Origin of the sequence: Ensifer sp. SSB1 (assembly GCF_016652895.1) — a bacterium.
Taxonomy (GTDB): Bacteria; Pseudomonadota; Alphaproteobacteria; order Rhizobiales; family Rhizobiaceae; genus Ensifer.
In genome coordinates, this window is the sequence record NZ_JAEPRP010000020.1 from 37,093 (window position 1) to 61,704 (window position 24,612).

The following is a 24,612-nucleotide window of genomic DNA, read 5'->3' on the forward strand; positions in this document are numbered from 1 at the left end:
GCCAGTAGGTTAGAGGTCGTTCCGGAATCACTCTGGCATAGAATTGAATCAATTTCTCAACAGGCCGGCGGGACACCGCCAAGCCCATTGTTTCTATATAAGCAGCGGCACTTCATCGCAACGGCAGCGGCTATCTTCAGCGAAGCGGCGCGCGCTCTGCAAGCTTCTCCGCATGCAGCCCCAGCATATACATCGCGACCGTCGCGCCGGCGATTGCGGTGACGTCGGCATGGTCATAGGCCGGCGCCACTTCGACGACATCGCTGCCGACGACCGTCAGCGCGCCGAGCTTGCGCAATACCGACAGGATCTTGGCGCTTGATGGGCCGCCGGCGACCGGGGTGCCGGTGCCGGGCGCATAGGCCGGGTCGAGGCAGTCGATGTCGAAGGTCAGATACGCCTTGCGCTCGCCGACCTGCCTTATGATCGTCTCGGCGATCTCGGCAGCACTCATCTCTTCGACGTCGTAGCCATAAAGGATGCGAATGCCGCAATCCTCCGGCGCGTGGGTACGGATGCCGATCTGGATCGAAGCGTCGGTGTCGATCAGGCCCTCGCGGGCGGCGCGGCCGACGAAGGAGCCATGGTCGATACGACCGCGCTCGTCCGGCCAGGTATCCTGGTGGGCGTCGAATTGAACGAGGGCGAGGGGGCCGTGGAGGGCCGCCTGCGCCTTCAGGATCGGATAGGTGACGAAGTGGTCGCCGCCGAGCGTCTGCAGATAGGCGCCGCCCCTGATGATCTTAGCCGCCTCGCGTTCGATCGTTGCCGGCGTCTTCGAATGGTTGCCGTAGTCGAGCAGGCAGTCGCCATAGTCGACCGTCGGCATCTGCGCGAAGAGATCGCGTTCGAACGGATATTGAGGATCGTTGTCGAAGATCGCCGAGGCGCGGCGGATCGCCTGCGGCCCGAAGCGTGCGCCAGGGCGGTTCGAGGTGGCGGCGTCGAAAGGAATGCCCCAGACGACGGCGTCGACGCCCTTCAATTGCTTCGAATATTTGCGGCGCATGAAGGAGAGAATGCCGGCATGTGTCGGGTCGGATGCCGCCGATGTGAGAGAGCGCGCCGTCAGCGCGTGATCGATTGTCCTGTTGGCCATGTCCCGCCTCTGCTTGCGCGCGGGATGTCGGCGCTGTGGCCGGCCATTCCGCTCTACCTCTCGTGGCGAGACGTTGGACAATCGTTGCCGGCAAGGCAAGGCCCTGCCGGCCGATTCTTCGGCTATTACGATGCCTTGGCCTCGTAGGTCGGAGCGAAGTCGCCAAGCGCTTTCGCTTCAGTGATGCGCGCGGCGATATCCTCTTCGATGATCGTTTCGAGCTGAGCGAAACTGTCGATCACGTAGTAGATCGGCTGCACGATATCGATGCGATAGGGGGTGCGCAGCACGGTCATCAGGTCGAACGGGCGGAACTCGATGCCTGGCGTTTCCATGGCATTCCGTGTCTCGTTCGGCGAAGAAACGATACCGGCGCCATAGCAGCGGCGGCCCTTCGACGTGTTGATCAGACCGAACTCTACAGTGAACCAGAAGATCCGGAACATGTGCCAGGAATAGCCCTTGCCGAGCGAGACGGCTTTCTCGCCGAAGCGCCGGACGAAATTGGCGTAGCTCTGGTTGGTCAGCAGCGGGCAGTGACCGAAGACTTCGTGGAAGATATCGGGCTCTTCGATGTAATCGATATGCTCGCGGCGGCGAATGAAGGTCGCCAACGGAAACTTGCCTTGGGACAGAAGCTCGTAGAAGCGGGACGGCGGAATAAGAGCCGGCACACCTTCGACGCCGAAGCCGGTGGTCTCTGTGAGGCGCCGGTTCACGTCCTTCAACTGCGGCACGTGGTGCGGACCGAGGTCGAGCGTTTTGGCGCCTTCCAGATACTCGTCGCAGGCCTTGTCGGCGAGGAGCTTCATCTGCCGCTGATAGAGCTCGCCCCAGATCGCATCTTCCTCTGGAGTGTAGAGATAGGTGCCGTCAGGCTCCGGTAGTCTCGCAGTATAGGTGCTTTCCTTCGTCATGACGTCTCCTCTTCGTCAGAACAACTCTGTTGTTGCAATTGTATCGCGACTGGAGCGAGTATTTGTTTCACAGTTGCCACGCTTCGGCCCTTAGGCGGGAGGAAATTTCGAAATGTCGTCCGATGTGAAGGAAAATTTTCAACCCCTGCGAAAGCTGTTGCGGCTGATTCAGGCCGATAGCGGTCAGTCTCTTTCGGAACTCGCGGAAAAGGCCGGGATGTCGCAGAGCTCGGCCTGGAGACGGCTGCAGGAACTGGAGACGGACGGCGTCATCCGCAAGCGCGTGGCGCTGCTCGACCCGGCAAAGCTCGATTTGAAACTCTGCATCATCGCCCATGTGACGCTGGAAGATCACCACGACGAGGCGATCGCGGCCTTCTCGGCGCTGGTGCGGGACCGGCCGGAGATCATGGAGTGTTACGCGCTCTCTGGCACCTTCGACTACATGCTGAAGATTCGCGCCACCGATGTCGAAAGCTACGATGCCTTCATGACGCGCTATCTGATGCGCAATCCGCACGTGCGCACGGTTGTGTCGAGCTTCGTCCTGCGTGAACTCAAATCGACGACCGAGCTGCCGATCTGAAGCAATTCCAGGAAAAGTGCGAAGCGGTTTTCCGTTCGGGATTGCGTCGTTCAAGACAGACCGGAGAGGTCATCATTCATTGAGCGACGAACTGACCGTGTCAGCGCTCGAAGCCGTATTGCCGTTCGATCTTGCCAACGCGCACCTGATAGTCCTCGTACCAGCGCTCGCGGCCGAGCCGCTGCGCGGTCAGATGCCGGACGTCGCTTTTCCACGCAGCGATGCTCTCCTCGTCCGCCCAATAGGAATTGGTGAGACCGAAGCCGTCGGCGCCGCGAACGCTTTCCAGTCCGAGAAAACCCGGCTGCTCGCGCGCAAGCCGCTCCATTTCCTCTCCCATATTGTCGTAGCCGTGATCGCCGGCCGTGCGGCGCGAGGCGAAGGTGACGATGTAATAGGGCGGCTCTGGGGTCTTGGCGACGGGGGAGCTTGTCATGCGATCCTCGGTGGGGCGGCGTTGTTGGACACGGTGCGTCGGATGATAACAAAAAAAGGCGGAGCAAAGCCCCGCCTTTCCAAGTGTCGCAGTTTGGAAGCGATTAACGCTTCGAGAACTGGAACGAACGACGTGCCTTCGCACGGCCGTACTTCTTGCGTTCGACCACGCGGCTGTCACGGGTGAGGAAGCCACCGCGCTTCAGGACCGAGCGCAGGCCCGGTTCGAAGTAGGTGAGTGCCTTGGAGATGCCGTGACGAACGGCACCGGCCTGGCCGGAAAGACCGCCGCCAGCAACGGTCGCGTCGATGTCGAACTGGCCATCACGGGCAGCAGCGACGATCGGCTGCTGCAGGATCATCTGCAGAACCGGACGGGCGAAATAAGCCGAGTAGGGCTTGCCGTTGATGGTGATCTTGCCGGTGCCCGGCTTGACCCATACGCGGGCGACAGCGTCCTTACGCTTGCCGGTCGCGTAGGAGCGACCCTGGGCGTCGACCTTCTTGACGTGAACCGGAGCAGCCGGTTCCGCGGTCGTGGCGATGTCCTTGAGAGCGGAAAGGTCAGCCATTATCAGGCGCTCCTTGTGTTCTTGCTGTTCAGCTTGGCGACGTCGAGGACGGCCGGCTGCTGTGCTTCATGCGGGTGGTTGGCGCCTGCGTATACGCGCAGGTTCTTCATCTGGCGACGGCCGAGCGGACCGCGCGGAACCATGCGCTCGACGGCCTTCTCGATGACGCGCTCCGGGAAGCGGCCTTCGATGATCTGGCGAGCGGTGCGCTCCTTGATGCCGCCGGGGTAGCCGGTGTGCCAGTAGTACTTCTTGTCGGTGTACTTCTTGCCCGTCAGGACTGCCTTCTCGGCATTGATGACGATGACGTTGTCGCCGTCGTCAACATGCGGGGTGAAGGTAGCTTTGTGCTTGCCGCGCAGGCGGTTTGCGATGAGGGAAGCGAGGCGACCAACAACGAGGCCTTCGGCGTCGATGATGATCCACTTCTTCTCCACCTCTGCAGGCTTCTGAACGAAGGTTGCCATATCAAAACTCTTTCTTTGGACCCGAGCGGCGAACCGCTGGGCGTTTCTTGTTGCTTGGTTTTGCCCGGTTTCCCGGACAAAAGAGAAAGCGGCCCGTAAGGACCGCGATCTGCGGCAGCTTATACGCAAGAGCGAAACAAGCGTCAAGAACGTGAAATCTGCACGATGGAAATAAAGGTAAGTAAAAACAATATGTTACGTGTATGGTATTTTGTTACCACAAATTATCGCGGCGGAATCGAATAGGTCGCCGTGGCATGCGCGACCAGATCGTCGCCGCCCACCTTGACGATCGATGCGTCGAGAACGGCAAGCCGCTTGCCGAGTTTCAGGATGCGGCAGGTGCATTCCAGAGGTTCCGGCTCGGGCTTGCGCAGGAAGTTGATGTTGAGATTGGTGGTGACGGCAAGCGCAACCGGCCCGATATGGGCGATCAGCGCGATATAGGCGGAAACGTCGGCAAGCGCGAAGAGGGTAGGGCCGGAGACGGTTCCGCCCGGCCGGATGTGCCGTTCGTTCGGATCGAGCCGCATGGTGGCAAAGCCGGGACCGACCGCCGTGACGCGAAAGACCTTGCCGTCGGTATGGACCTGCGGGAAATCCGTGTCGAGAAACCGGTTGAGGTCGTTGACGGTCATGATCGGCTCGATGGTCATGCATTCTATCCTTCAATACACCTGCGCCACCTGAAACCGGCTAATGGTCGGGCGCAAGTGGGAAAAAGGTCTTAGATGAATGCGCCGACCGGTTCTTCGGTCACCTTGCACCGCAGGCGCGTCCGGCGTACCACCAAGCCCGAGTTCAAGTTTCAGGAGAAGAAGATGGCCGAAGTCGTATCGTTCAAGAAGGAAGAGCCGAATGGCCTGCTGCTCAGCGAACGCTCCGGGCCGGTGCTGCGGCTGACGCTCAACAACCCGCCGGCCAACGTGCTGTCGATCGCCATGATGGAGGCGCTGCACGCCGAGTTCGATGCGGTCGCCACCTCCAAGGACATCAGGGTCGTCGTGCTCGCCGCCACGGGCAAGCTGTTTTCCGCCGGTCACGATCTGAAAGAAATGACTGCGCACCGCGAAGACGATGACCGCGGCAGGGCCTTCTTCGAACGGACGGTCCGCCTCTGCGCCGATCTCATGCTGAAAATCACACGGCTGCCGCAGGCGGTCATCGCCGAGATCGATGGCTTGGCAACAGCAGCTGGCTGCCAGCTCGTCGCAAGCTGTGACCTCGCGATCTGCACCGACAGTTCCACCTTCTGCACGCCCGGCGTCAATATCGGCCTCTTCTGCTCGACGCCGATGGTCGCGCTCACGCGTGCGGCACACCGCAAGCAGGCGATGGAGATGCTGTTGACCGGCGAGACCATCGACGCTTCGACGGCCAAGGATTTCGGTCTCGTCAATCGCATCGTGCCGCAGCAGTATCTGCGCCAGGTCGTCGACAAATACGCCGCCGTGATCGCTTCGAAGTCGCCGCAGGCGCTGAAGATCGGCAAGGAGGCCTTCTATCGCCAGGCGGAGATGGACCTGCCTGAGGCTTACGACTACGCCGTCGGCGTGATGGTCGAGAACATGCTGGCGCGTGATGCCGAGGACGGCATCGGCGCTTTCCTCGGCAAGCGCATGCCGGAGTGGAAGGAAGACTGAGCGTCAGGCGAGCTTCAGAAGCAGGGCGCCAAGCGCAATGACGAAGGCAGCGGCGATGCGCCAGACGCTGACCGGCTCCTTGAGAAACACCACCGAGATCACGACGGCAAAGAGGATCGAGGTCTCGCGCAGCGCCGCGACGGTCGCGACCGGCGCCTTGGTCATGGCCCACAGGGCAAGTCCATAGGCGCCGATCGAGCCGGCGCCGCCGATGAGGCCGCGCCACCAGTTCTTGTAGACGTGGCGGGCGACCGGCTTGATGCCGCGCCGGGCAAAGGCCCAGGTGAACAGAAGAACCGGCGGCAACAGGGCCATCCACAGTGTATAGGAGATCGCGTTGCCTGAAACGCGCGCGCCGATGCCGTCGACAAAGGTGTAGCTGGCGATGACGCAAGCGTTGAGCAGCGCCAGAATGATGGCGTGTTTGCCGCCTTTTCGCGATTCGAAGGCAAGCGTCAGCACGCCGGCGGAGATCGTCAGGATGCCGATCATCGTGCCGAAGGTGAGCTTTTCGCCGATCAGCGCCCCACTGGCCATCGCGACGATCAACGGTGCCGCCCCGCGCATCAGCGGATAGACAAGGCCGATGTCGCCGGCGCGGTAGGAGGCGGCGACGAGCTGGAAATAGGCGAACTGGAACAGTGCCGAGACCAGGATGTAGGGCCAGGCTTCCGGCTTGGGCAACGGCATGAACGGCAGGATCGGCAGCGCTACGGCAGCTGCACCGAGCGCGATCATCGCCGCATCGAGCGATTTTTCCGAGCCTGCCTTGACCAGGGCATTCCAGGTCGCGTGCAACAACGCCCCGAACAGGACGAGCGCAATGACTTCAACGGGCAAGATGGGACCTCGGAAAACGATGTGGCAGGCTTTGTGAAGCTTGTCGCGCCGCTTGGCCGCAAAATCAATCGGAAAGTCTCACGCCAGCCGCTGTCTTCGGCTTGACGCGGTGGTCGCGGACCGCACAGTTGACTCGCCACACCTCGGCATCATTATACCATCGTTTAATTGGAATGGACCCGAAGCCTTAATGAACCACGACGCCTATCCGGACTATTATCTCGCCGACATCCTGCGCGAGACCAAGACGATCGCCCTCGTCGGCGCCTCGCCGAATGCCGAGCGGCCGAGCCACAGGGTCATGGCGTTCCTGCTGCGCAAGGGCTATCGGGTGATCCCCATCAACCCGGGCCATGTCGGCAAGACAATCCAGGGCCAGACGGTGGTCGGCAGGCTCGCCGACGTCAAGGAGCCGGTCGACATGGTCGATGTCTTCCGCGCCGCCGCCGCGCTTCCGGCACTCGTCGACGAGATCCTGGCACTGGACGCACTGCCCAAGGCAATCTGGGGGCAGCTTTCCGTGCGGCACGACGGTGCAGCGGCGAAGGCGGAGGCCGCCGGGATCAAGGTCGTCATGGACCGCTGTCCGGCAATCGAGTATCCGCGCCTGATCGGTTGACATCTCGTCCACAAGTACCGCCTGCAACCACGCAACCGTCAGTTTCGTAAAATCCTCTTTGACCAGGTGCGGTGGCTCTGGAATAGTGCCGCGGCTTCCGCGCTGAACCGCGGAGGTTTGCTCGCGGATAACGCGCAGATTCAAGATGATAGAGCGTTCTTGACCTGCCAGAAGGCGGTCGCGCTCTGATCATGGGAGGGGTGAATGACGAAAGACAATCCTGGTTTCAACACGCTCGCAATTCATGCGGGGGCGCAGCCCGACCCGACCACGGGCGCACGGGCGACGCCGATCTACCAGACGACGAGCTTCGTCTTCAACGACACCGACCATGCCGCAGCCCTTTTCGGCCTCCAGCAGTTCGGCAACATCTATACTCGCATCATGAACCCGACGCAGGCGGTTCTCGAAGAACGCATCGCGGCGCTCGAAGGCGGCACCGCGGCACTCGCTGTTGCCTCAGGTCACGCCGCACAGCTTCTCGTCTTCCACACGATCATGAGCCCGGGCGACAATTTCGTTGCTGCCAACCGGCTCTATGGCGGCTCGGTCAACCAGTTCGGCCACGCCTTCAAGTCCTTCGACTGGCAGGTTCGCTGGGCCGATCCAAGCGATCCGACTTCCTTCGAGGCGAAGATCGATCGGCGCACCAAGGCGATCTTTATCGAGAGCCTCGCCAATCCCGGCGGCACCTTCGTCGATATCGCGGCGATCGCCGAGGTTGCCCGCAAGCACGAGCTGCCGCTGATCGTCGACAACACGATGGCGACGCCCTACCTGTTGCGGCCGCTTGAGCATGGCGCCGACATCGTCGTGCACTCGCTGACCAAGTTCATCGGCGGCCATGGCAATTCCATGGGCGGCGTCATTGTCGATGGTGGCACCTTTGACTGGTCGAAATCGGGCAAGTATCCGATGCTGTCGGAACCGCGTCCGGAATATGCCGGCGTCGTGCTGCACCAGACCTTCGGCAACATCGCCTTCGCCATTGCCGCACGCGTTCTCGGCCTGCGCGACTTCGGACCGGCGATCTCGCCCTTCAATGCCTTCATGCTGGTGACCGGTTCCGAGACCCTGCCGTTGCGCATGCAGCGCCATTGCGACAACGCACTTGCGGTCGCCAAGTGGCTGAATACACACGACAAGATTTCGTGGGTGAACTATGCCGGGCTTGAGGACGACCCCAACCACGCGCTGCAGCAGCGCTATTCGCCGAAGGGCGCCGGTGCCGTCTTCACGTTCGGCCTCAAGGGTGGCTACGAGGCCGGCAAGCGCTTCGTCGAGGGGCTGGAAATGTTCTCGCATCTCGCCAATATCGGCGACACCCGCTCGCTCGTCATTCATCCGGCCTCGACGACCCATCGCCAGCTGACACCCGAGCAGCAGGTGGCGGCCGGCGCCGGTCCTGACGTGGTGCGCCTCTCGGTCGGCATCGAGGATGTCTCCGACATTATCGCCGATCTCGAGCAGTCGCTGGCAAAACTTTGATAGGCGTCTCGCCAGTCGTCGTTCGTTGACGACGACCCTTCTTTTCATGGCTGCGTCCGCTTCGGCGGACGCTTTCCGGTCGCCCATGCGTCAACTCACGAAATATCTCGCCTGCGCCGTTCTGTATGGAAGCTCGTCGATGATCGCTCTTGCCCAAGACCGCTATTTTACCGCGACCGGCCAAGAGGACGGCAAGCCTCTGATCTTTCGAGGTCTAGGCAGAGTGCCTGCCGGCGTAAAGGAGGCGGACCTTGCAACCCGAGTAGCGATCCTTTGGCGCTACAAGTCTCATGCCAACGGGATGCCGGATGCGGAAACCAACGACGCACAAATCGCCTTCGAAGATGCTCTGGAACCGTTGGATGCAAGCGACACGAGCCGCCTAATGCTGGTGGTTACCGGGAACGGGCGCAAGGAGTGGCACTGGTATGTCAAGGACTTTGACGCCTGGATGGTGCTGCTCAATCAGAGGCTGGCGCAATACGCTGCCTATCCGATTGAGATTACATATAGCTACGAGCCGGCTTGGTCTCTGTACAAGGATTTCATGGCCAATCTGAGTGATCCGGAAGCGGCCAAATGACAAATCGTTTGATTTCAACGGCAGTGCCGTGAAAGGTGAACGATGATCGTAGACCGCGCGCAGGCGGAGGGGGCAGCCCTCGCCGTAAAGGTGCCAAGATGACGAATATGCAGAAGTTCGATCTGTCTTCCGTCGAGGCGGAAACCGGTACGCCGGCAGCCGAGCGGCTGATTTTCGGGGCACCGCAGTTCCGGACCTGGAACCTGGAGGAGGCCGATGGTGGCCTCTATGCCGGGGTCTGGGAATCGACGCCCGGAAAATGGCGGATCGTCTACGAGGAGTGGGAATACTTCCACATCATCTCCGGCTATTCGATCGTCACGCAGGATGGTGGCGAGGCGGCGCATCTTCGTGCCGGCGATAGCATGATCCTGCGCCCCGGCTTCCAAGGCACCTGGGAGGTGGTGGAGACAACCCGCAAGGATTACGTCATCCGCCTCTAAGCAACCAGACACCGGCGGCCGGACGGTCTCCGGTGCTGCTCACCAGACAAGGTCAAGGCGCTCCAGGCCGTGGAAATGGAACGCGTCCTTCACCTCGGGCTCGTTCTTCAGCCGCATATTCGGCAGTCGCCGAAACAGGATCGGCAGCGAGAGATTGAGCTCCAGCCGTGCGAGTGGCGCCCCGATGCAGAAATGCAGGCCGGCCCCGAAGGAGACATTTGCGCCTTCGTCGCGCGTCGGCCGGAACACATTCGGGTCCGTGAATTTCTTCGGATCCACGTTCGCCGCTCCGAGCAGCAAGCCGATCTTGTCCCCTTTTCGCAGCGTGATGCCATCATCGAGCACCATGTCCGACAGGGCATAGCGCTGGAAAATGTGCAGAGGTGCCGCAAAGCGCAGGCACTCCTCGATCGCCAGCGCCGTTGCCGCTTCCGTGGCAAACAGACCCTCGACGGAAAGTTCCGATTGCAGAATGGTCCTGACGGCATTGCCGATTTGATGAACAGTCGCTTCGTGGCCGGCATTGAGGAGGAGGGCGGTGGTCGAGACCAGTTCCGCATCCGACAACCGCTCGCCATCCTTTTCGGAGGTGATCATGTGCGTCAGCAGGTCGTCGGCGGGGTTGCGGCGTTTCTCTGCGATGATCTTTCGGAGATAATCGGCAAAGTCGGCGGAAGCCTGGTTGGCGTCGAGCTCGGTTTCGTAGCTCGGGTCGAAGACATACATTTTGACCATGCGGTGCGACCAGTCGAGAAGGTCGGGCGCCGCCTCGACGGGAATGCCGAGCATGCGGGCGATGATCGTCACGGGAAGCGCTTCCGCAAAGGTCTTCAGCAATTCGACGTGACCGTCGCTTGCAAAGCTGTCGATCAGGGCATGCGACAGCCGCTCGATATCCGGTCTCAACTGCTCGATCTGCCGCGAGACGAAGGCCCGGTTGACGAGCGTACGCAGCCGCGTGTGTGCCGGCGGCTCGAGCTCTAAAAGCGAATGCGCCTCAAGGGCGTCGAAATCCTTGAGATGTGGCTTCGGTGCTGGGAGGCCCACTTCTTCGCGCGTCGCCACATGCAGGATCTGCCGGCCGAAACGTCGGTCGCGGAGCAGCGCGTTCACCTGGTCATAACCTGCGAAATACCATTGCTGCCGCTCTTCCCAGAAGAAGGCCGGGCAGTGCGCGTGGATCTCGGCATAGGCGGTGAGGGGCTCACGGTAGAAGGCGGGATCGCACGCGTCGATGGAAACGCGCCTTTGGGCGCCGTCAATGGTAATGGCAGGCATGCAACGGGCTCTTCCCAGGTTTGGATCGACGCCTATTTCTACGGGAACCGGCGTTCGGCCGGCAAGTGCCGATATCCCTCCGCTCACTCCGGGACGGCGTTGACAGTGCCGGCGATGGCGGTCAATCTCGTGGCGCTGCGTAGGGCGCATCGGCAAGAGGCTGAAAGGGCAATGCCCGCCTACGGAAGACACACCGTAGTTGCGCCCATGCCAAACCTTGAAAACCTGAAGAAGCAGGCGAAGCAGTATCTCAAATGGCATCGCGAACGGTACCATCCGGTCGCCGCCGAGATCAGGGCTGCTTTGCCGCGTTTCCGTGGCCTTGATGACGACGCCATTCTCAAGTCGGAGTTCAAGCTCGCCGACGCGCAGGAGTTGATTGCGCGCCAATCGGGATTCGACAGTTGGCAGGCGCTCAAATCAGGAGCCCTGACAATGACCACACACTCAACTCCCACCACATCGCAGCCGCTGCTGCAATCGATCGCCGCACAGCTGTTTGTCGCCGATATCAAGGCCTCATGCGCTTTCTACACGGAGAAGCTCGGCTTTACCGTCGATTTCGTCTACGGCGAGCCGCCCTTCTATGGGCAGGTCGTTCGAGACAATGCCAGGCTCGCTCTACGGCTGGTCTGCGAGCCGGTTTTCGTCGGCGACATTCGCGAGCGCGAAGACCTGCTATCGGCGGCCATCACGCTCGAAACCGCCAATGACATCAAGCAATTGTTCCTGGCCTATCAGGCGGCTGGTGTGTGTTTTCACCAGCCTTTGCGGACGGAACCCTGGGGCGCCCGCACCTTCATCGTGCTTGATCCGGACGGAAATCTGATCCTGTTCGCAGGGCCGGCTGACTGAGTGAGGTTGGCGACAATGGACACCGGCGCTGCTCCTGCAGGACCGGCTTCCAGCCATTCGACGCGACAACGCAGTTGCGAAACAACTTCCGTCCCTGACCCTTTTTCAGTGGCGCCCGGTGACCTATTTGCGCAATGATGCGGGCAGCAGGCAGGGAGCGGCATGGCAAAAAACCAGTCCAGTCTATCGGCGGGGATCGTCGCAGCGATCCGCAAGCGGCGCCCCACGGTCGTTCATCGCGAAGCTGCGGTGAGCCGCGGGGATATAGTCATCGCCTCCTACAACATCCACAAATGTGTCGGTACCGATGGCCGCTTCGATCCCGGGCGGACCGCCAACGTGATCGGCGAACTGGGTGCCGATATCGTTGCGCTTCAGGAGGCGGATCAGCGGTTCGGTGAGCGCGCCGGTCTTCTCGATCTCGAACATCTCCGGCGCGAGGCCCATCTCGTCTCAGTGCCGATCTCCGGTTTTTCCGCCAAGGGGCATGGCTGGCACGGCAATGTATTGTTGCTGCGCGAGGGCGCCGTCTCCGATGTCCGTCAACTGAAGCTTCCGGGCGTCGAGCCGCGTGGCGCGCTCGTCGTCGATCTCGACCTGAAGGTTGGCCCCTTGCGCATCATCGCCGCCCATCTCGGTCTTCTCAGGCATTCCCGCGCTCAGCAGGCCGAGGCGATCCTCGAGGCGGCAGCCGATGCGAACGGGCGGCCGACGCTGCTAATCGGCGATCTCAACGAGTGGCGCATGGGCCGGCGGTCGTCGCTGTCCTTCCTGAGCCCCGTTTTCGATCCTTCGCATGCCACGGTCGCGAGCTTTCCGTCGCGCTTTCCGCTGCTGCCGCTCGATCGCGTGCTTGGCAACCCGCACAATCTGGTAACCTCGGTCGCCGTGCATGATTCACCGCTCGCGCGGATCGCCTCGGACCATCTGCCGGTCAAGGCGTCGATCGCCTTGAAGACCGCCCAGCAGGACAATCGAGACGGCAAGCGCGTCGAAGCCGGTCGCGCGGGGCAGGTCTGACGACGGGGCGAGCTTTCGATGTTGTCCTCCGCTCTGATCACCGTCGCCGCCATCGTCGGTGTCGTCGTTGCGGCCATCCTCTACATCTACGGCCGGTTCGGCCGGCGCCCGCACGGCCCGCCGTCAACGGCGCTTCCCGTGGCTGAGGCAGGTACGGACCTCGACCGGCACATCACGCCGCTTCTTGCCGCGCATGTGGGCGCAAATGGCGTGGCGCTCGTCTCCGACAACATCGAGGCTCTGGTCGTGCGCGCGCATGCGGCCCGGCGCGCCGGCCGCAGCCTCGATCTGCAGTACTATTATTGGAAGGGTGATCTGACCGGTCTTCTGCTGGCCCGCGAGATTCTGGCGGCGGCCGACAGAGGCGTGCGTGTCCGCTTGTTGCTCGATGACATCAACGCCGGCATTCACGATCGCATGTGCATAGCGCTCGACGCCCACCCCAATAACGACGTGCGGCTGTTCAACCCGAGCCGGGCGCGCACCGACCGTTTTCGCCGCGGCTTCGAAATGGCGATCCGCGCCTTCAGCGCCACTCGCCGCATGCACAACAAGCTGTGGGTGGCCGATGGCCGCGTCGCGATTGCCGGTGGCCGCAACATCGGTGACGCCTACTTCGATGCCGCCGAACTCTCCAACTTCCGTGACCTCGATGTCTGGATGGTAGGGCCGGTACTGGAACAGGCATCCGCGATGTTCGACCGCTATTGGAACAGCGCCTCGGTCCTCCCGATTGCGGCGCTGCGCACGCCACGCAAGCAATATTTGCCGGCGCTCCGCGAGGCCGTCGACGCGCTTGCCCGGACGCCTGCGGGCCGGTTCTATCTCGAGCGTGTCGATGGGGCAGTCCAGCAAGCCGATATCTACCACGGCACACGGCAGCTTCACTGGAGTTCGGAGATCCGTCTGGCATCCGACCCACCGGAAAAGGCCCTGATGCAGCGGCGCCAGAATTGGTTGCTGCGCGAACTCTTCCCGTTGATCGAGGCGGCGGTGAGAGACCTCAGGATCATTTCGCCCTATTTTATCCCCGGCGTCGCCGGCACCAGGGAGCTTGTCTCCCTTGCCGCGCGCGGCGCGCGGGTGTCGGTGCTGACCAACTCCCTTGCCGCGACCGACGTGGCAGCCGTTCACGGCGGCTATATCAAATATCGCCGCAAGCTCGTGCGCGCCGGCGTGGAGCTCTTCGAGCTGAAGGAGCAGGGGGACGTTGCCGAGGGACACCGCATGTCGCTGTTTGGTGCCCGCAATGCGAGCCTGCACAGCAAGGCCTTCGTTGTCGATGGTCGTCATGGTTTCGTCGGCTCCATGAACTTCGACCCGCGGTCCGCGTCGCTCAACACGGAAATGGGCGTCGTGTTCGCGGACGCTGCACTCGCCGGCGAGCTCGCCGATATGTTCGAGGAGGAGACCTCGCCCTCGATCAGCTATCGGCTGGGCCTGGACGGTTCACGGCTTGTCTGGCGTGATCGCGCCGAAGGCTCCGAGCGGCTGTTGCGGCGCGAGCCGGATGCCAGCCTTGCCAGGCGCATGATTGCCAACCTGATCCGTATTCTGCCGATCGAGTCCCAGCTCTAGGAAAGCGGCGGTGCGGGCACAGGATTTGCCGTTCGTTTACCGACGTCGTCGAACCCTGTGTGAAATGCTCGGTCGCGGCGGCTTGCGCTGCGCATATCGGCGAAAAATGGCGCTATTGACAACCATGTGTGGAGGAGCGCCGAACTTCGCAGTAATGCGGGGCTTCGATTAAGGTTATCGAAGCTTCGCGACTTGAAGTGAAGGGTGTTGACACTCTATGTAGGGACAGAAGGCAAATCCCGTGATTCCCGGTTCGCAAAGGTTTTGCGAGCCCGATTGATGAAGGTTCGATATGAGAAATCCCGTTGATACCGCCCTGGCACTGGTGCCGATGGTTGTTGAACAGACCAACCGCGGTGAACGTTCCTACGATATCTTTTCGCGCCTTCTGAAGGAGCGCATCATCTTCGTAACCGGTCCGGTCGAAGATCAGATGGCGACGCTCGTATGCGCCCAGCTGCTTTTCCTTGAGGCGGAAAACCCGAAGAAGGAAATCGCGCTCTACATCAATTCTCCAGGCGGCGTCGTCACGTCCGGCATGGCGATCTACGACACGATGCAGTTCATCAAGCCTGCTGTCTCGACGCTCTGCGTCGGCCAGGCAGCCTCGATGGGCTCGCTGCTCCTGGCGGCCGGCCACAAGGATATGCGCTTTGCCACGCCGAATGCGCGCGTCATGGTTCACCAGCCCTCGGGCGGTTTCCAGGGCCAGGCCTCCGATATCGAGCGCCACGCCCGCGACATTCTCAAGATGAAGCGTCGCCTCAACGAGGTCTACGTCAAGCATTGCGGTCGCACCTACGAGGAAGTCGAGCAGACGCTCGATCGCGACCATTTCATGAGCGCGGACGAGGCTCTCGAGTGGGGAATCGTCGACAAGGTGCTGACCTCGCGCGAAGAGATCGAAGGCGCGGAGCAGGCCTGATAACGCGCTTTTGTGTCGCGATAGATGTAATTGTGACACAATTGTAATGGCTCAAGGGCTTTATCGTCAGGGTAAAGCCGTTAATATGGACCGTTAATGCTATGTTGGATTCTGAGGGCATAGTGTTCGGATGAGTTGGGAGAGTCGTTGCAGCCGCATCGGGCATGTCGCCCTGGTGCGGTAAGTACTCCCGGAAGCCCTGCGTGAGGATAGGCTACAGGGCGAATTGAGTGGTCCGCGATGCTTCTCTTGAGGTGTCCGGCGTGCTGGAAGGAAGTGGAAATGAGCAAGGTCAGCGGAAGCAACGGCGGTGACTCGAAGAATACGCTTTATTGTTCGTTCTGCGGCAAAAGCCAGCACGAAGTCCGTAAGCTGATTGCCGGACCGACCGTCTTCATCTGCGATGAATGCGTCGAACTGTGCATGGACATCATTCGCGAAGAGAACAAGACCTCGATGGTCAAGTCCCGCGATGGCGTTCCGACCCCTCAGGAAATCATCAAGGTCCTCGACGAATACGTCATCGGCCAGCAGCAGGCCAAGCGCATCCTCTCGGTCGCCGTGCACAACCACTACAAGCGCCTGGCGCATGCGGCCAAGGGCAGCGACGTCGAGTTGGCGAAATCCAACATCATGCTCGTCGGCCCGACCGGCTGCGGCAAGACCTATCTCGCCCAGACGCTCGCCCGCATCATCGACGTGCCGTTCACCATGGCCGATGCCACGACGCTGACCGAAGCCGGTTATGTCGGTGAGGATGTCGAGAACATCATCCTGAAGCTGCTGCAGGCTGCCGACTACAACGTCGAGCGCGCGCAGCGCGGCATCGTCTACATCGACGAAGTCGACAAGATTTCGCGCAAGTCGGACAACCCGTCGATAACCCGCGACGTTTCGGGCGAGGGCGTTCAGCAGGCACTGCTGAAGATCATGGAAGGCACGGTCGCATCCGTGCCGCCACAGGGTGGCCGCAAACATCCGCAGCAGGAATTCCTGCAGGTCGACACCACCAATATCCTCTTCATTTGCGGTGGCGCTTTCGCCGGCCTCGACAAGATCATCTCCGCCCGCGGCGAGAAGACCTCGATCGGCTTCGGCGCCACGGTTCGCGCGCCGGAAGACCGTCGCGTTGGCGAAGTGCTGCGTGAACTGGAGCCGGAAGATCTGGTCAAGTTCGGCCTGATCCCGGAATTCATCGGCCGTCTGCCGGTTCTTGCGACGCTGGAAGACCTCGACGAGGACGCGCTGATCCAGATCCTCTCGGAGCCGAAGAACGCGCTCGTCAAACAGTACCAGCGCCTGTTCGAGATGGAAGACGTGGAGCTTACCTTCCACGAGGACGCGCTGCGCGAGATCGCCCGCCGGGCAATCGTGCGCAAGACCGGTGCTCGCGGCCTCCGTTCGATCATGGAAAAGATCCTGCTCGATACGATGTTCGAGCTGCCGACGCTCGAGGGCGTGCGCGAAGTGGTCATCTCCGACGAGGTGGTCAAGGGTGCGGCGCGGCCGCTCTACATCTACTCCGAGCGGTCGGACGAAAAGACCAACGTTTCGGCCTGATAGCGCCGAAATATCGTTTGAGAAGCCCGCCTTGTGCGGGCTTTTTCATGTTCGCCCACTTAGCTGTTGAGACAAAGCCGCCGCAGCGCAGATTTCACAATTCGATTGTTGCTAAAGTGTCTCAAACAACGCAATGATGTGACGATTCAATGAAGGACCTTTATCGTTGCGCGTCCTTGAGCCTCGTTCTCCGTCGCAAGGCCCGCAACAGAAATGATGCGTAGTCAGAAGGACCCGGCCACGGTTGGTGGGTGTCGCGTCAGCCTTGAAATGGACGCGGTGGCACTCCACTTTCATGTGGAAAATATGACAACCGGGAGTGCCTGCGGGGCTCCCGGGAACGGGCCCGAAATCGGGACGGAAAGGAAATGACATGACGAACAAAACGTCACCGGCGACTGAAAGCGCGACCTACCCGGTCCTGCCGCTCCGCGACATCGTAGTCTTCCCGCACATGATCGTGCCGCTCTTCGTCGGCCGTGAAAAGTCGATCCGCGCGCTTGAGGAAGTCATGGGCACCGACAAGCAGATCATGCTTGCCACCCAGATCAATGCCACCGACGACGATCCGGAACCTTCCGCGATCTATGAAGTCGGCACCGTCGCCAATGTCCTGCAATTGCTGAAGCTGCCCGACGGCACCGTCAAGGTGCTGGTGGAAGGCCGTGCGCGCGCCAAGATCGACGGCTACACGCCGCGCGAGGAATTCTACGAGGCGTCGGCGCATACGCTCGGCGAGCCGGAAGAAGATCCGGTGGAGATCGAGGCGCTTAGCCGCTCGGTCGTCTCCGAGTTCGAAAGCTACGTAAAGCTCAACAAGAAGATTTCTCCCGAGGTCGTCGGCGTCGCCAGCCAGATCGAGGACTATTCGAAGCTCGCCGATACGGTTGCTTCGCACCTTTCGATCAAGATCGTCGAGAAGCAGGAAATGCTGGAAACCACCAGCGTGAAGATGCGTCTGGAAAAGGCGCTCGGCTTCATGGAAGGTGAGATTTCCGTCCTGCAGGTCGAAAAGCGCATCCGCTCGCGCGTCAAGCGCCAGATGGAGAAGACCCAGCGCGAGTACTACCTCAACGAACAGATGAAGGCGATCCAGAAGGAACTCGGCGACGGCGAAGATGGCCGCGACGAGATGGCCGAGATCGAGGAGCGCATCGCCAAGACGAAGCTTTCCAAGGAAGCGCGCGAAAAGGCTGACGCGGAGCTGAAGAAGCTGCGCAAGATGAGCCCGATGTCGGCGGAAGCGACCGTCGTTCGCAACTACCTGGATTGGCTGCTCGGGCTGCCCTGGGGCAAGAAGTCGAAGATCAAGACTGACCTGAACCATGCCGAGGAAGTGCTCAACGTTGATCACTTCGGCCTCGACAAGGTCAAGGAACGCATCGTCGAGTATCTCGCCGTGCAGGCGCGTTCGACCAAGATCAAGGGCCCGATCCTGTGCCTCGTCGGCCCTCCGGGCGTCGGCAAGACCTCGCTCGCCAAGTCGATCGCCAAGGCGACCGGCCGCGAATATGTGCGCATGGCGCTCGGCGGCGTTCGTGACGAAGCCGAGATCCGTGGCCACCGCCGCACCTATATCGGCTCCATGCCGGGCAAGGTCGTTCAGTCGATGAAGAAGGCGAAGCGGTCCAACCCGCTGTTCCTGCTCGACGAAATCGACAAGATGGGTCAGGACTTCCGCGGCGATCCGTCGTCGGCGCTGCTTGAGGTGCTGGATCCGGAACAGAACTCGACGTTCATGGACCACTACCTGGAAGTCGAATATGACCTGTCCAACGTGATGTTCATCACCACGGCCAACACGCTGAACATTCCGGCGCCGTTGATGGACCGCATGGAAGTGATCCGCATCGCCGGCTACACCGAAGAGGAAAAGCTGGAGATCGCCAAGCGGCATCTGCTGCCGAAGGCGATCCGCGACCACGCGCTGCAGCCGAAGGAGTTCTCGGTCACCGACGGTGCGTTGATGGCGGTCATCCAGACCTACACGCGCGAAGCCGGTGTGCGTAACTTCGAACGCGAGTTGATGAAGCTCGCCCGCAAGGCCGTGACCGAGATCATCAAGGGCAAGGCCAAGACGGTCGAAGTGACCGCTGCCAACATCAACGACTATCTGGGCGTTCCGCGCTTCCGCCACGGCGAAGCCGAACGTGACGATCAGGTCGGTGTTGTCACCGGTCTCGCATGGACCGAGGTCGGCGGCGAGCTGCTGACGATCGAAGGCGTAATGATGCCCGGCAAGGGTCGCATGACCGTCACCGGTAACCTGCGCGACGTGATGAAGGAATCGATTTCCGCGGCGGCCTCCTATGTCCGTTCGCGTGCAATCGACTTCGGCATTGAACCGCCGCTGTTCGACAAGCGTGACATTCACGTGCACGTACCGGAAGGTGCGACGCCGAAGGATGGTCCGTCGGCCGGTGTCGCCATGGCAACCACGATCGTGTCGATCATGACCGGTATCCCGATCTCCAAGGATGTCGCGATGACCGGCGAGATCACGCTGCGCGGCCGCGTACTGCCGATCGGCGGTCTCAAGGAGAAGCTCCTGGCGGCTCTCCGGGGTGGCATCAAGAAGGTGCTCATCCCTGAGGAGAACGCCAAGGATCTCGCCGAGATCCCGGACAACGTGAAGAACGCGCTCGAAATCATCCCGGTTTCGCGGATGGGCGAAGTGCTTGAACACGCTCTGGTGCGCATGCCGGAACCGATCGAATGGGACCCGGCAAACGAGCCGGCAACCGTCGCAGCGGTTGATTCGCAGGACGAAGCGGGCTCTTCGATCGCCCACTAAAAAGTGCCAGTGAATGGGCGCAGCGACCTCACGCGGCGCCCATTTTGCAGAAAAATTGGGAAGACCGGCCTCTGGCCGGTCTTTTTTGTTGTAAAAGCACGCTGCAAGCCTTGCATTCCAAGGGATTAGGCGCAATTGGGAAAGGCAAGACGCGGGCGATGCGCAAGCCGCCGCGGCTTAAAACACAGTCGTTTCGAACCAATCTGAAAGGGGTGGAAACATGAACAAAAATGAGCTCGTGTCTGCCGTTGCTGAGAAGGCCGGACTTTCCAAGACCGACGCATCTTCTGCAGTTGATGCAGTTTTCGAGACCATCCAGGGCGAGCTGAAGAACGGCGGCGACATTCGCCTGGTCGGCTTTGGCAACTTCTCGGTTTCGCGCCGCGAAGCCTCGAAGGGCCGCAACCCGTCCACGGGTGCGGAAGTTGACATTCCGGCTCGTAACGTGCCGAAGTTCACGGCCGGCAAGGGCCTGAAGGACGCCGTCAACGGCTGATCAGATTTGCTTGGCGGCCGGACACGAGGCCGGCAGTCCAGGTATTCGAGGGTTCGGCGAAAGCCGGACCCTTTCGCATTTCGGGGGCGGCCCTTGCGGCCTCCCGCCATTTGCTCTACGGCTTGCCCATGCTCAGGGCGGGGTGAAAGTCCCCACCGGCGGTAAGGGCACCACAGCGCCGCGCGTCCTTCAAGACGCGCAAAGGTCGCTGTCGCACGATGGTTGGCCCAAGCCCGCGAGCGCCTTTCCCCGCAACGGGGAAGGGGTCAGCAGATCCGGTGCAATTCCGGAGCCGACGGTCACAGTCCGGATGAAAGAGAATGGTCGTCGGCACGAAGGGCAGAGGCTGTCTGGCGTCGTGCCGTGCGCTCATGCGTCCTGATTTGTGTTTGTCCAGTGTTCAGGATGCATGACATGAATCAGACTTCCCTCGGCTTCTCCTCCTCGCGCGCCATGGCCGGAGCCGGCTTCATGGTGCTGGCCGGTATTGCCTTTGCCGGCCTCAATGTCGTCACCCAATGGCTGACGATGAAGCTCGGCTTCCCCGCTGCCGCCACCGCCTTCTGGCAATACGCCTTCGCCTTCCTCTTTTCTTTGCCGTTCCTGCGCCGCGTCGGGCTTTCGGCGATGCGCACCGATTACCCCTGGCGTCACGTGGTGCGTGTGGCGCTTGCCGCCTTCGGTGTCGGAGCCTGGGTCTCCGGCCTTGCCCATGTGCCGATCTGGCAAGCGATTGCTCTGGTCATGACCTCGCCCTTCTTCATCATCCTCGGTGCCCGCCTGTTCCTCGGCGAACGCGTCGGGCCGGCGCGCTGGACCGCAACGGCGGTCGGTTTTGCTGGCGCGATGATCATTCTCCAGCCCTGGTCGGACAGCTTCACTTGGGCAGCACTTCTGCCGATCCTCTCCGCGCTGCTCTGGGGCGCCTCGTCGCTCATCACCAAGAGTCTAACGGGCAGCGAGCGTCCCGAAACCATCACCATCTGGCTGCTTGTCCTTCTGACCCCGATCAATGGCGCCATTGCATTCACAGCCGGTTTCGCGGTGCCGGATGGCGCTGCGCTCGGCCTTCTCCTGCTGGCCGGGGTGATGACCGTTTTCGCGCAGTACTTGCTGACGCTCGCCTATACGGTTGCCGACGCTGCCTATGTGCAGCCCTTCGATGATTTGAAGCTGCCGCTCAATGTCTTCGCCGGCTGGTCTTTGGTTATGCGCCGACGGGCTATCTCTGGTTCGGCGCGATCCTGATCCTCGGCGCGTCGCTTTTCATCATGCGCAACGAGATCCGGCGCGAGCGGGAGACCGCGGGCGCCTGAATGGTGCAAAACCGTTCGGCTGTCATTCGGATGTCATCCCCATCGCGCAGAAACCCCTTGTTTTTTAGAAGTGTCCATGGGGGATTTCATGACCATTAGATCGCGCGTGACGGCGCTTGCCGCCGTCCTTCTCGCTTCCGCGGCTTTTCCCGCGGCGGCCGAGCCCGTCTTCAACCGCATTGCGTCCTTTGCTGTCGCTGACAATCTTCCGGAAGGTGACGCGCGCAAGGCGCCGACGTCCGCCGAGATCATCACGGCCAGCGAAGACGGCAATACGCTGATCTACTCAGACAGCCCAGGCAAGCGCATCGGCCTGATCGACATCACCGATGCCAAGGCGCCGAAGGCCGCCGGCACGATTTCTTTCGACGGTGAGCCGACCTCCGTTACCGTTGCCGGCGGTAAGGCGCTCGTTGCAGTCAACACGCGCGAAAGCTTCGTCAAGCCTTCCGGTCTCCTGGCTATCGTCGATCTGGCATCGAAGAAGGTGGAGAGCACCTGCGATCTCGGTGGTCAGCCGGATTCGGTCGCCGTCAACAAGGACCGTACGCTTGCGGCCGTCGCCATCGAAAACGAGCGCGACGAGGAACTGAACGACGGCAAGATCCCACAGATGCCGGCCGGCGACCTGGTGATCCTGTCGCTGAAGGACGGTGTGGCCGATTGTGGCTCGCTGAAGCGCGTGACGTTGACCGGTCTTGCCGAAATCGCCGGCGAGGATCCGGAGCCGGAATTCGTCGCTTTCAATGGCAAGGACGAGATTGCGCTCACGCTGCAGGAAAACAACCATATCATCATCATCGACGGCAAGACCGCGACGGTGAAGACGCATTTCTCCGCCGGTACGGTCGACCTCAAGAACATCGACACCAAGCGCAACGGGGCGATCGCTTTCAAGGACGAGCAGCCGGGTCGCAAGCGCGAGCCCGATGCCGTGAAGTGGCTTGACGACAACCGGATCGTCATTGCCAACGAAGGCGACTACGAAGGTGGTTCGCGAGGCTTCACGATCTTCGATACGACTGGCAAGGTTCTCTACGAATCGGGCGCCAGCTTCGAGCATGCTGTTGCCGCGATCGGTCACTACCCGGAAAAGCGCTCGTCGGCCAAGGGTGTCGAGCCCGAAGGTCTGGAAGCGGCGAAGTTCGGCGACGACAACCTGTTCTTCCTGCTCGCCGAACGTGCTTCGGTCGTCGGCGTTTACAAGGACACCGGTGCGGAGCCTGAGCTGCTGCAGCTCCTGCCATCAGGCATCTCGCCGGAGGGCGCTGTTGCGATCCCGTCGCGCAACCTGCTTGCGACCGCCAACGAACTCGATCTCGGTGAGGACGGCGGCGCGCGTTCGCACGTCATGATCTACGAGCGCGGTGAAGGCGAGGCTGCCTATCCGCAGATCCGCTCCGCCGAGAAGGACGGCCTGCCGATCGGCTTCGGCGCACTTTCCGGTCTCGCGGCCGTCGCGGACAAGCCGGGCTTCCTGCGCGCCGTCAACGATTCGGTCTACTCGTCGCAGCCGACGATCTTCACGATCGACGCCACGCAGAAGCCGGCGCTGATCACCGAAGCGCTCGCCATCACCCGTGACGGTGCGCCGGCTCAGAAGCTCGACATCGAAGGCATCGCCAATGACGGGGAAGGGGGCTTCTGGCTCGCATCCGAAGGCAATTCCGACAAGCTCTACAGCCACGCGATCTTCCACGTGAACAAGAAGGGCGAGATCAAGAAGGAAATCGCCCTGCCGGAGGCCCTGCGTGCGGGCGAAACCCGCTTCGGCTTCGAAGGCATCACGGTTGTTGGCGAAGGCGATGACCAGACGCTGTGGATGGCCGTTCAGCGCGAATGGAAGGACGACGAGAAGGGCTTCGTCAAACTCGTTTCCTTTAACCCGAAGAGCGAAGAATGGGGCGCCGTGCGCTACCCGCTGGAAAAGGCCGGTGAAGGCTGGGTTGGCCTGTCGGAAATTTCCGTCCATGGCGACTACGTCTACATCATCGAGCGCGACAACCTGATCGGCCAAGCCGCCAAGCTCAAGAAGATCTACCGCGTCGCGCTGACGGAACTGAAGCCGGCAGCACTCGGTGGCGATCTGCCTGTGGTCAAGAAGGAAGAGGTTCGTGACCTCATTCCGGAGCTGAAGGCGCTGAACGGCTATGTCGTCGACAAGGTCGAAGGCTTCACCGTCGATGCCGCCGGCAACGGCTACGTCGTCACCGACAACGACGGTGTCGACGACTCCTCCGGCGAGACCCTGTTCTTCTCCATTGGCGCCATCAACGCGATGTAAGCGTTATCGCCTGGAGAAGAACGGAAGAGGCCGGGACATGATGTCCCGGCCTCTTTCTATTTCGGCATTGCGCGATCTGGTAGAAGGAGCCGCTATTAGCGGGCGACGGCGACCTGCGCCGCTTCCTCTTCGTCCTTGCGCTTGCGGATATCGTCCGTCTTGTCGACCAGCTTGCCGACGATGTCGTAGAGCGCGTCGAGTTCTTCGTCGTCGAGCGCCGAGAAGATCTCTTCGAGCAACTGCTTGCGCGGATGCTCGGCGGCTTCGAGCACGATGCGGCCCGTTTCGGTAATCGAGACGATCTTGGCGCGCCGGTCCTCGGGGTCGGGCTTGCGCATGACCAGGCGGTCACGTTCCAGGCCATCGATGGCCTCGGTGACCGTGCGCGGCGCGAAATTCAGCGCACAGGCGATATCGGTCGAGCGGCAGGGGCCGAGCTTGCTGAGAAAAAAGAGGAATTTGCTGCGTGCCAGCGACACGCCTTCTTCGGTCATCGATTCGTTCACCAGCCGGTGTACCCGGTGGTAGAGCTCGAACAGCCTATCTGAAACTTCGAATGTCTTCTTCATGATCGTCATTGGAATTTCATGAGGTGCCATGTGAAATGGCAGTAACATTAGTGATAGTTATAATTGCCGCATTTGTCGACATAAACCTCTGGCGTTTCACGGTAAGTACCTTGCCGACAAAGAAACGGCCGCCGTTACCGGCGGCCGTTTGACTTGCAGTTTGCAAGAATTTCGCGTTTTGAGCGGTCCTGCTTTGACGCGGACACTTCAGCGCCGAACGCGAAATCCGCGGGGACGGCTCGCAA

24 protein-coding genes, 1 pseudogene and 1 riboswitch are annotated in these 24,612 nt (G+C 61.3%); of the genes and pseudogenes, 15 read left to right on the forward strand and 10 right to left on the reverse strand.

Annotated features, from left to right (window positions below; all coding sequences use genetic code 11):
• Window positions 1–136 precede the first annotated feature (136 nt).
• Window positions 137–1,099: an agmatinase gene (speB, locus tag I8N66_RS07520; protein ID WP_113536923.1), complete on the reverse strand. Its 963-nt coding sequence runs from the start codon at window positions 1,097–1,099 to the stop codon at window positions 137–139.
• Window positions 1,100–1,224: 125 nt separating this feature from the next.
• Window positions 1,225–2,016 (reverse strand): phenylalanine 4-monooxygenase, encoded by a 792-nt coding sequence (locus I8N66_RS07525; protein WP_113536924.1) that lies wholly within the window; start codon window positions 2,014–2,016, stop codon window positions 1,225–1,227.
• 112 nt (window positions 2,017–2,128) lie between these two features.
• Here I8N66_RS07525 and I8N66_RS07530 point away from each other — a divergent pair, with 112 nt between their 5' ends.
• Complete coding sequence (locus tag I8N66_RS07530) at window positions 2,129–2,602, forward strand: Lrp/AsnC family transcriptional regulator (RefSeq protein WP_113536925.1); 474 nt, start codon at window positions 2,129–2,131, stop codon at window positions 2,600–2,602.
• A gap of 100 nt (window positions 2,603–2,702) precedes the next feature.
• Here I8N66_RS07530 and I8N66_RS07535 read toward each other — a convergent pair whose 3' ends face one another.
• The 4 genes from I8N66_RS07535 to I8N66_RS07550 form a co-directional block, all read right to left on the reverse strand.
• Window positions 2,703–3,038, reverse strand: coding sequence for an antibiotic biosynthesis monooxygenase (locus tag I8N66_RS07535; RefSeq protein WP_113536926.1), 336 nt, complete (start codon window positions 3,036–3,038; stop codon window positions 2,703–2,705).
• A 103-nt stretch (window positions 3,039–3,141) separates the two neighbouring features.
• On the reverse strand, window positions 3,142–3,609 hold the full coding sequence (gene rpsI, locus I8N66_RS07540; protein WP_113536927.1) for a 30S ribosomal protein S9: 468 nt from the start codon (window positions 3,607–3,609) through the stop codon (window positions 3,142–3,144).
• Window positions 3,610–3,611: 2 nt separating this feature from the next.
• Window positions 3,612–4,076, reverse strand: a complete 465-nt coding sequence (rplM, locus tag I8N66_RS07545; RefSeq protein ID WP_057252379.1) for a 50S ribosomal protein L13 — start codon at window positions 4,074–4,076, stop codon at window positions 3,612–3,614.
• Between the two features lie 224 nt (window positions 4,077–4,300).
• Window positions 4,301–4,732: a PaaI family thioesterase gene (locus I8N66_RS07550; protein ID WP_113536928.1), complete on the reverse strand. Its 432-nt coding sequence runs from the start codon at window positions 4,730–4,732 to the stop codon at window positions 4,301–4,303.
• A gap of 165 nt (window positions 4,733–4,897) precedes the next feature.
• Here I8N66_RS07550 and I8N66_RS07555 point away from each other — a divergent pair, with 165 nt between their 5' ends.
• Window positions 4,898–5,719: an enoyl-CoA hydratase gene (locus I8N66_RS07555; protein ID WP_113536973.1), complete on the forward strand. Its 822-nt coding sequence runs from the start codon at window positions 4,898–4,900 to the stop codon at window positions 5,717–5,719.
• Between the two features lie 3 nt (window positions 5,720–5,722).
• Here I8N66_RS07555 and I8N66_RS07560 read toward each other — a convergent pair whose 3' ends face one another.
• Window positions 5,723–6,559 (reverse strand): DMT family transporter, encoded by an 837-nt coding sequence (locus I8N66_RS07560; protein ID WP_113536929.1) that lies wholly within the window; start codon window positions 6,557–6,559, stop codon window positions 5,723–5,725.
• Window positions 6,560–6,749: 190 nt separating this feature from the next.
• On the opposite strand from I8N66_RS07560, the gene I8N66_RS07565 reads away from it, so the two are divergent.
• The 4 genes from I8N66_RS07565 to I8N66_RS07580 all read left to right on the forward strand — a co-directional run bounded on the left by I8N66_RS07565 (window position 6,750) and on the right by I8N66_RS07580 (window position 9,692).
• Complete coding sequence (locus I8N66_RS07565) at window positions 6,750–7,178, forward strand: CoA-binding protein (protein ID WP_113536930.1); 429 nt, start codon at window positions 6,750–6,752, stop codon at window positions 7,176–7,178.
• 204 nt (window positions 7,179–7,382) lie between these two features.
• On the forward strand, window positions 7,383–8,666 hold the full coding sequence (locus tag I8N66_RS07570; protein WP_113536931.1) for an O-acetylhomoserine aminocarboxypropyltransferase: 1,284 nt from the start codon (window positions 7,383–7,385) through the stop codon (window positions 8,664–8,666).
• Window positions 8,667–8,805: 139 nt separating this feature from the next.
• Window positions 8,806–9,249, forward strand: coding sequence for a DUF695 domain-containing protein (locus tag I8N66_RS07575; RefSeq protein WP_162768695.1), 444 nt, complete (start codon window positions 8,806–8,808; stop codon window positions 9,247–9,249).
• Between the two features lie 98 nt (window positions 9,250–9,347).
• Window positions 9,348–9,692, forward strand: a complete 345-nt coding sequence (locus I8N66_RS07580) for a cupin domain-containing protein (RefSeq protein WP_113536933.1) — start codon at window positions 9,348–9,350, stop codon at window positions 9,690–9,692.
• Between the two features lie 39 nt (window positions 9,693–9,731).
• On the opposite strand, the gene I8N66_RS07585 is transcribed toward I8N66_RS07580, so the two are convergent.
• A complete protein-coding gene (locus tag I8N66_RS07585; RefSeq protein WP_113536934.1) occupies window positions 9,732–10,970 on the reverse strand; it encodes a cytochrome P450 in 1,239 nt (412 codons plus the stop codon).
• A 207-nt stretch (window positions 10,971–11,177) separates the two neighbouring features.
• Here I8N66_RS07585 and I8N66_RS07590 point away from each other — a divergent pair, with 207 nt between their 5' ends.
• The 9 genes and pseudogenes from I8N66_RS07590 to I8N66_RS07630 all read left to right on the forward strand — a co-directional run bounded on the left by I8N66_RS07590 (window position 11,178) and on the right by I8N66_RS07630 (window position 23,798).
• Window positions 11,178–11,825: a VOC family protein gene (locus I8N66_RS07590; RefSeq protein WP_113536935.1), complete on the forward strand. Its 648-nt coding sequence runs from the start codon at window positions 11,178–11,180 to the stop codon at window positions 11,823–11,825.
• A gap of 162 nt (window positions 11,826–11,987) precedes the next feature.
• A complete protein-coding gene (locus I8N66_RS07595) occupies window positions 11,988–12,845 on the forward strand; it encodes an endonuclease/exonuclease/phosphatase family protein (protein WP_113536936.1) in 858 nt (285 codons plus the stop codon).
• An 18-nt stretch (window positions 12,846–12,863) separates the two neighbouring features.
• Window positions 12,864–14,423 carry a phospholipase D family protein gene (locus I8N66_RS07600; RefSeq protein WP_291151675.1) on the forward strand — a complete coding sequence of 520 codons (1,560 nt, stop codon included), beginning with the start codon at window positions 12,864–12,866 and terminating at the stop codon, window positions 14,421–14,423.
• Window positions 14,424–14,715: 292 nt separating this feature from the next.
• On the forward strand, window positions 14,716–15,348 hold the full coding sequence (locus I8N66_RS07605; protein WP_113536938.1) for an ATP-dependent Clp protease proteolytic subunit: 633 nt from the start codon (window positions 14,716–14,718) through the stop codon (window positions 15,346–15,348).
• A gap of 282 nt (window positions 15,349–15,630) precedes the next feature.
• Window positions 15,631–16,908: an ATP-dependent Clp protease ATP-binding subunit ClpX gene (clpX, locus tag I8N66_RS07610; RefSeq protein ID WP_077961578.1), complete on the forward strand. Its 1,278-nt coding sequence runs from the start codon at window positions 15,631–15,633 to the stop codon at window positions 16,906–16,908.
• A gap of 373 nt (window positions 16,909–17,281) precedes the next feature.
• Window positions 17,282–19,702 (forward strand): endopeptidase La, encoded by a 2,421-nt coding sequence (lon, locus tag I8N66_RS07615; RefSeq protein ID WP_291151680.1) that lies wholly within the window; start codon window positions 17,282–17,284, stop codon window positions 19,700–19,702.
• A 220-nt stretch (window positions 19,703–19,922) separates the two neighbouring features.
• Window positions 19,923–20,198 (forward strand): DNA-binding protein HupB, encoded by a 276-nt coding sequence (hupB, locus tag I8N66_RS07620; protein WP_065777403.1) that lies wholly within the window; start codon window positions 19,923–19,925, stop codon window positions 20,196–20,198.
• Between the two features lie 124 nt (window positions 20,199–20,322).
• Window positions 20,323–20,524, forward strand: a riboswitch (FMN riboswitch).
• An 88-nt stretch (window positions 20,525–20,612) separates the two neighbouring features.
• Window positions 20,613–21,514, forward strand: a pseudogene (locus I8N66_RS07625) (DMT family transporter).
• Between the two features lie 76 nt (window positions 21,515–21,590).
• Window positions 21,591–23,798, forward strand: coding sequence for an esterase-like activity of phytase family protein (locus tag I8N66_RS07630; RefSeq protein WP_162768696.1), 2,208 nt, complete (start codon window positions 21,591–21,593; stop codon window positions 23,796–23,798).
• 95 nt (window positions 23,799–23,893) lie between these two features.
• On the opposite strand, the gene I8N66_RS07635 is transcribed toward I8N66_RS07630, so the two are convergent.
• On the reverse strand, window positions 23,894–24,367 hold the full coding sequence (locus I8N66_RS07635) for a MarR family transcriptional regulator (protein WP_113536975.1): 474 nt from the start codon (window positions 24,365–24,367) through the stop codon (window positions 23,894–23,896).
• A 16-nt stretch (window positions 24,368–24,383) separates the two neighbouring features.
• The coding region (locus tag I8N66_RS07640; RefSeq protein ID WP_291151689.1) for a hypothetical protein at window positions 24,384–24,612 on the reverse strand (229 nt) is incomplete at its 5' end.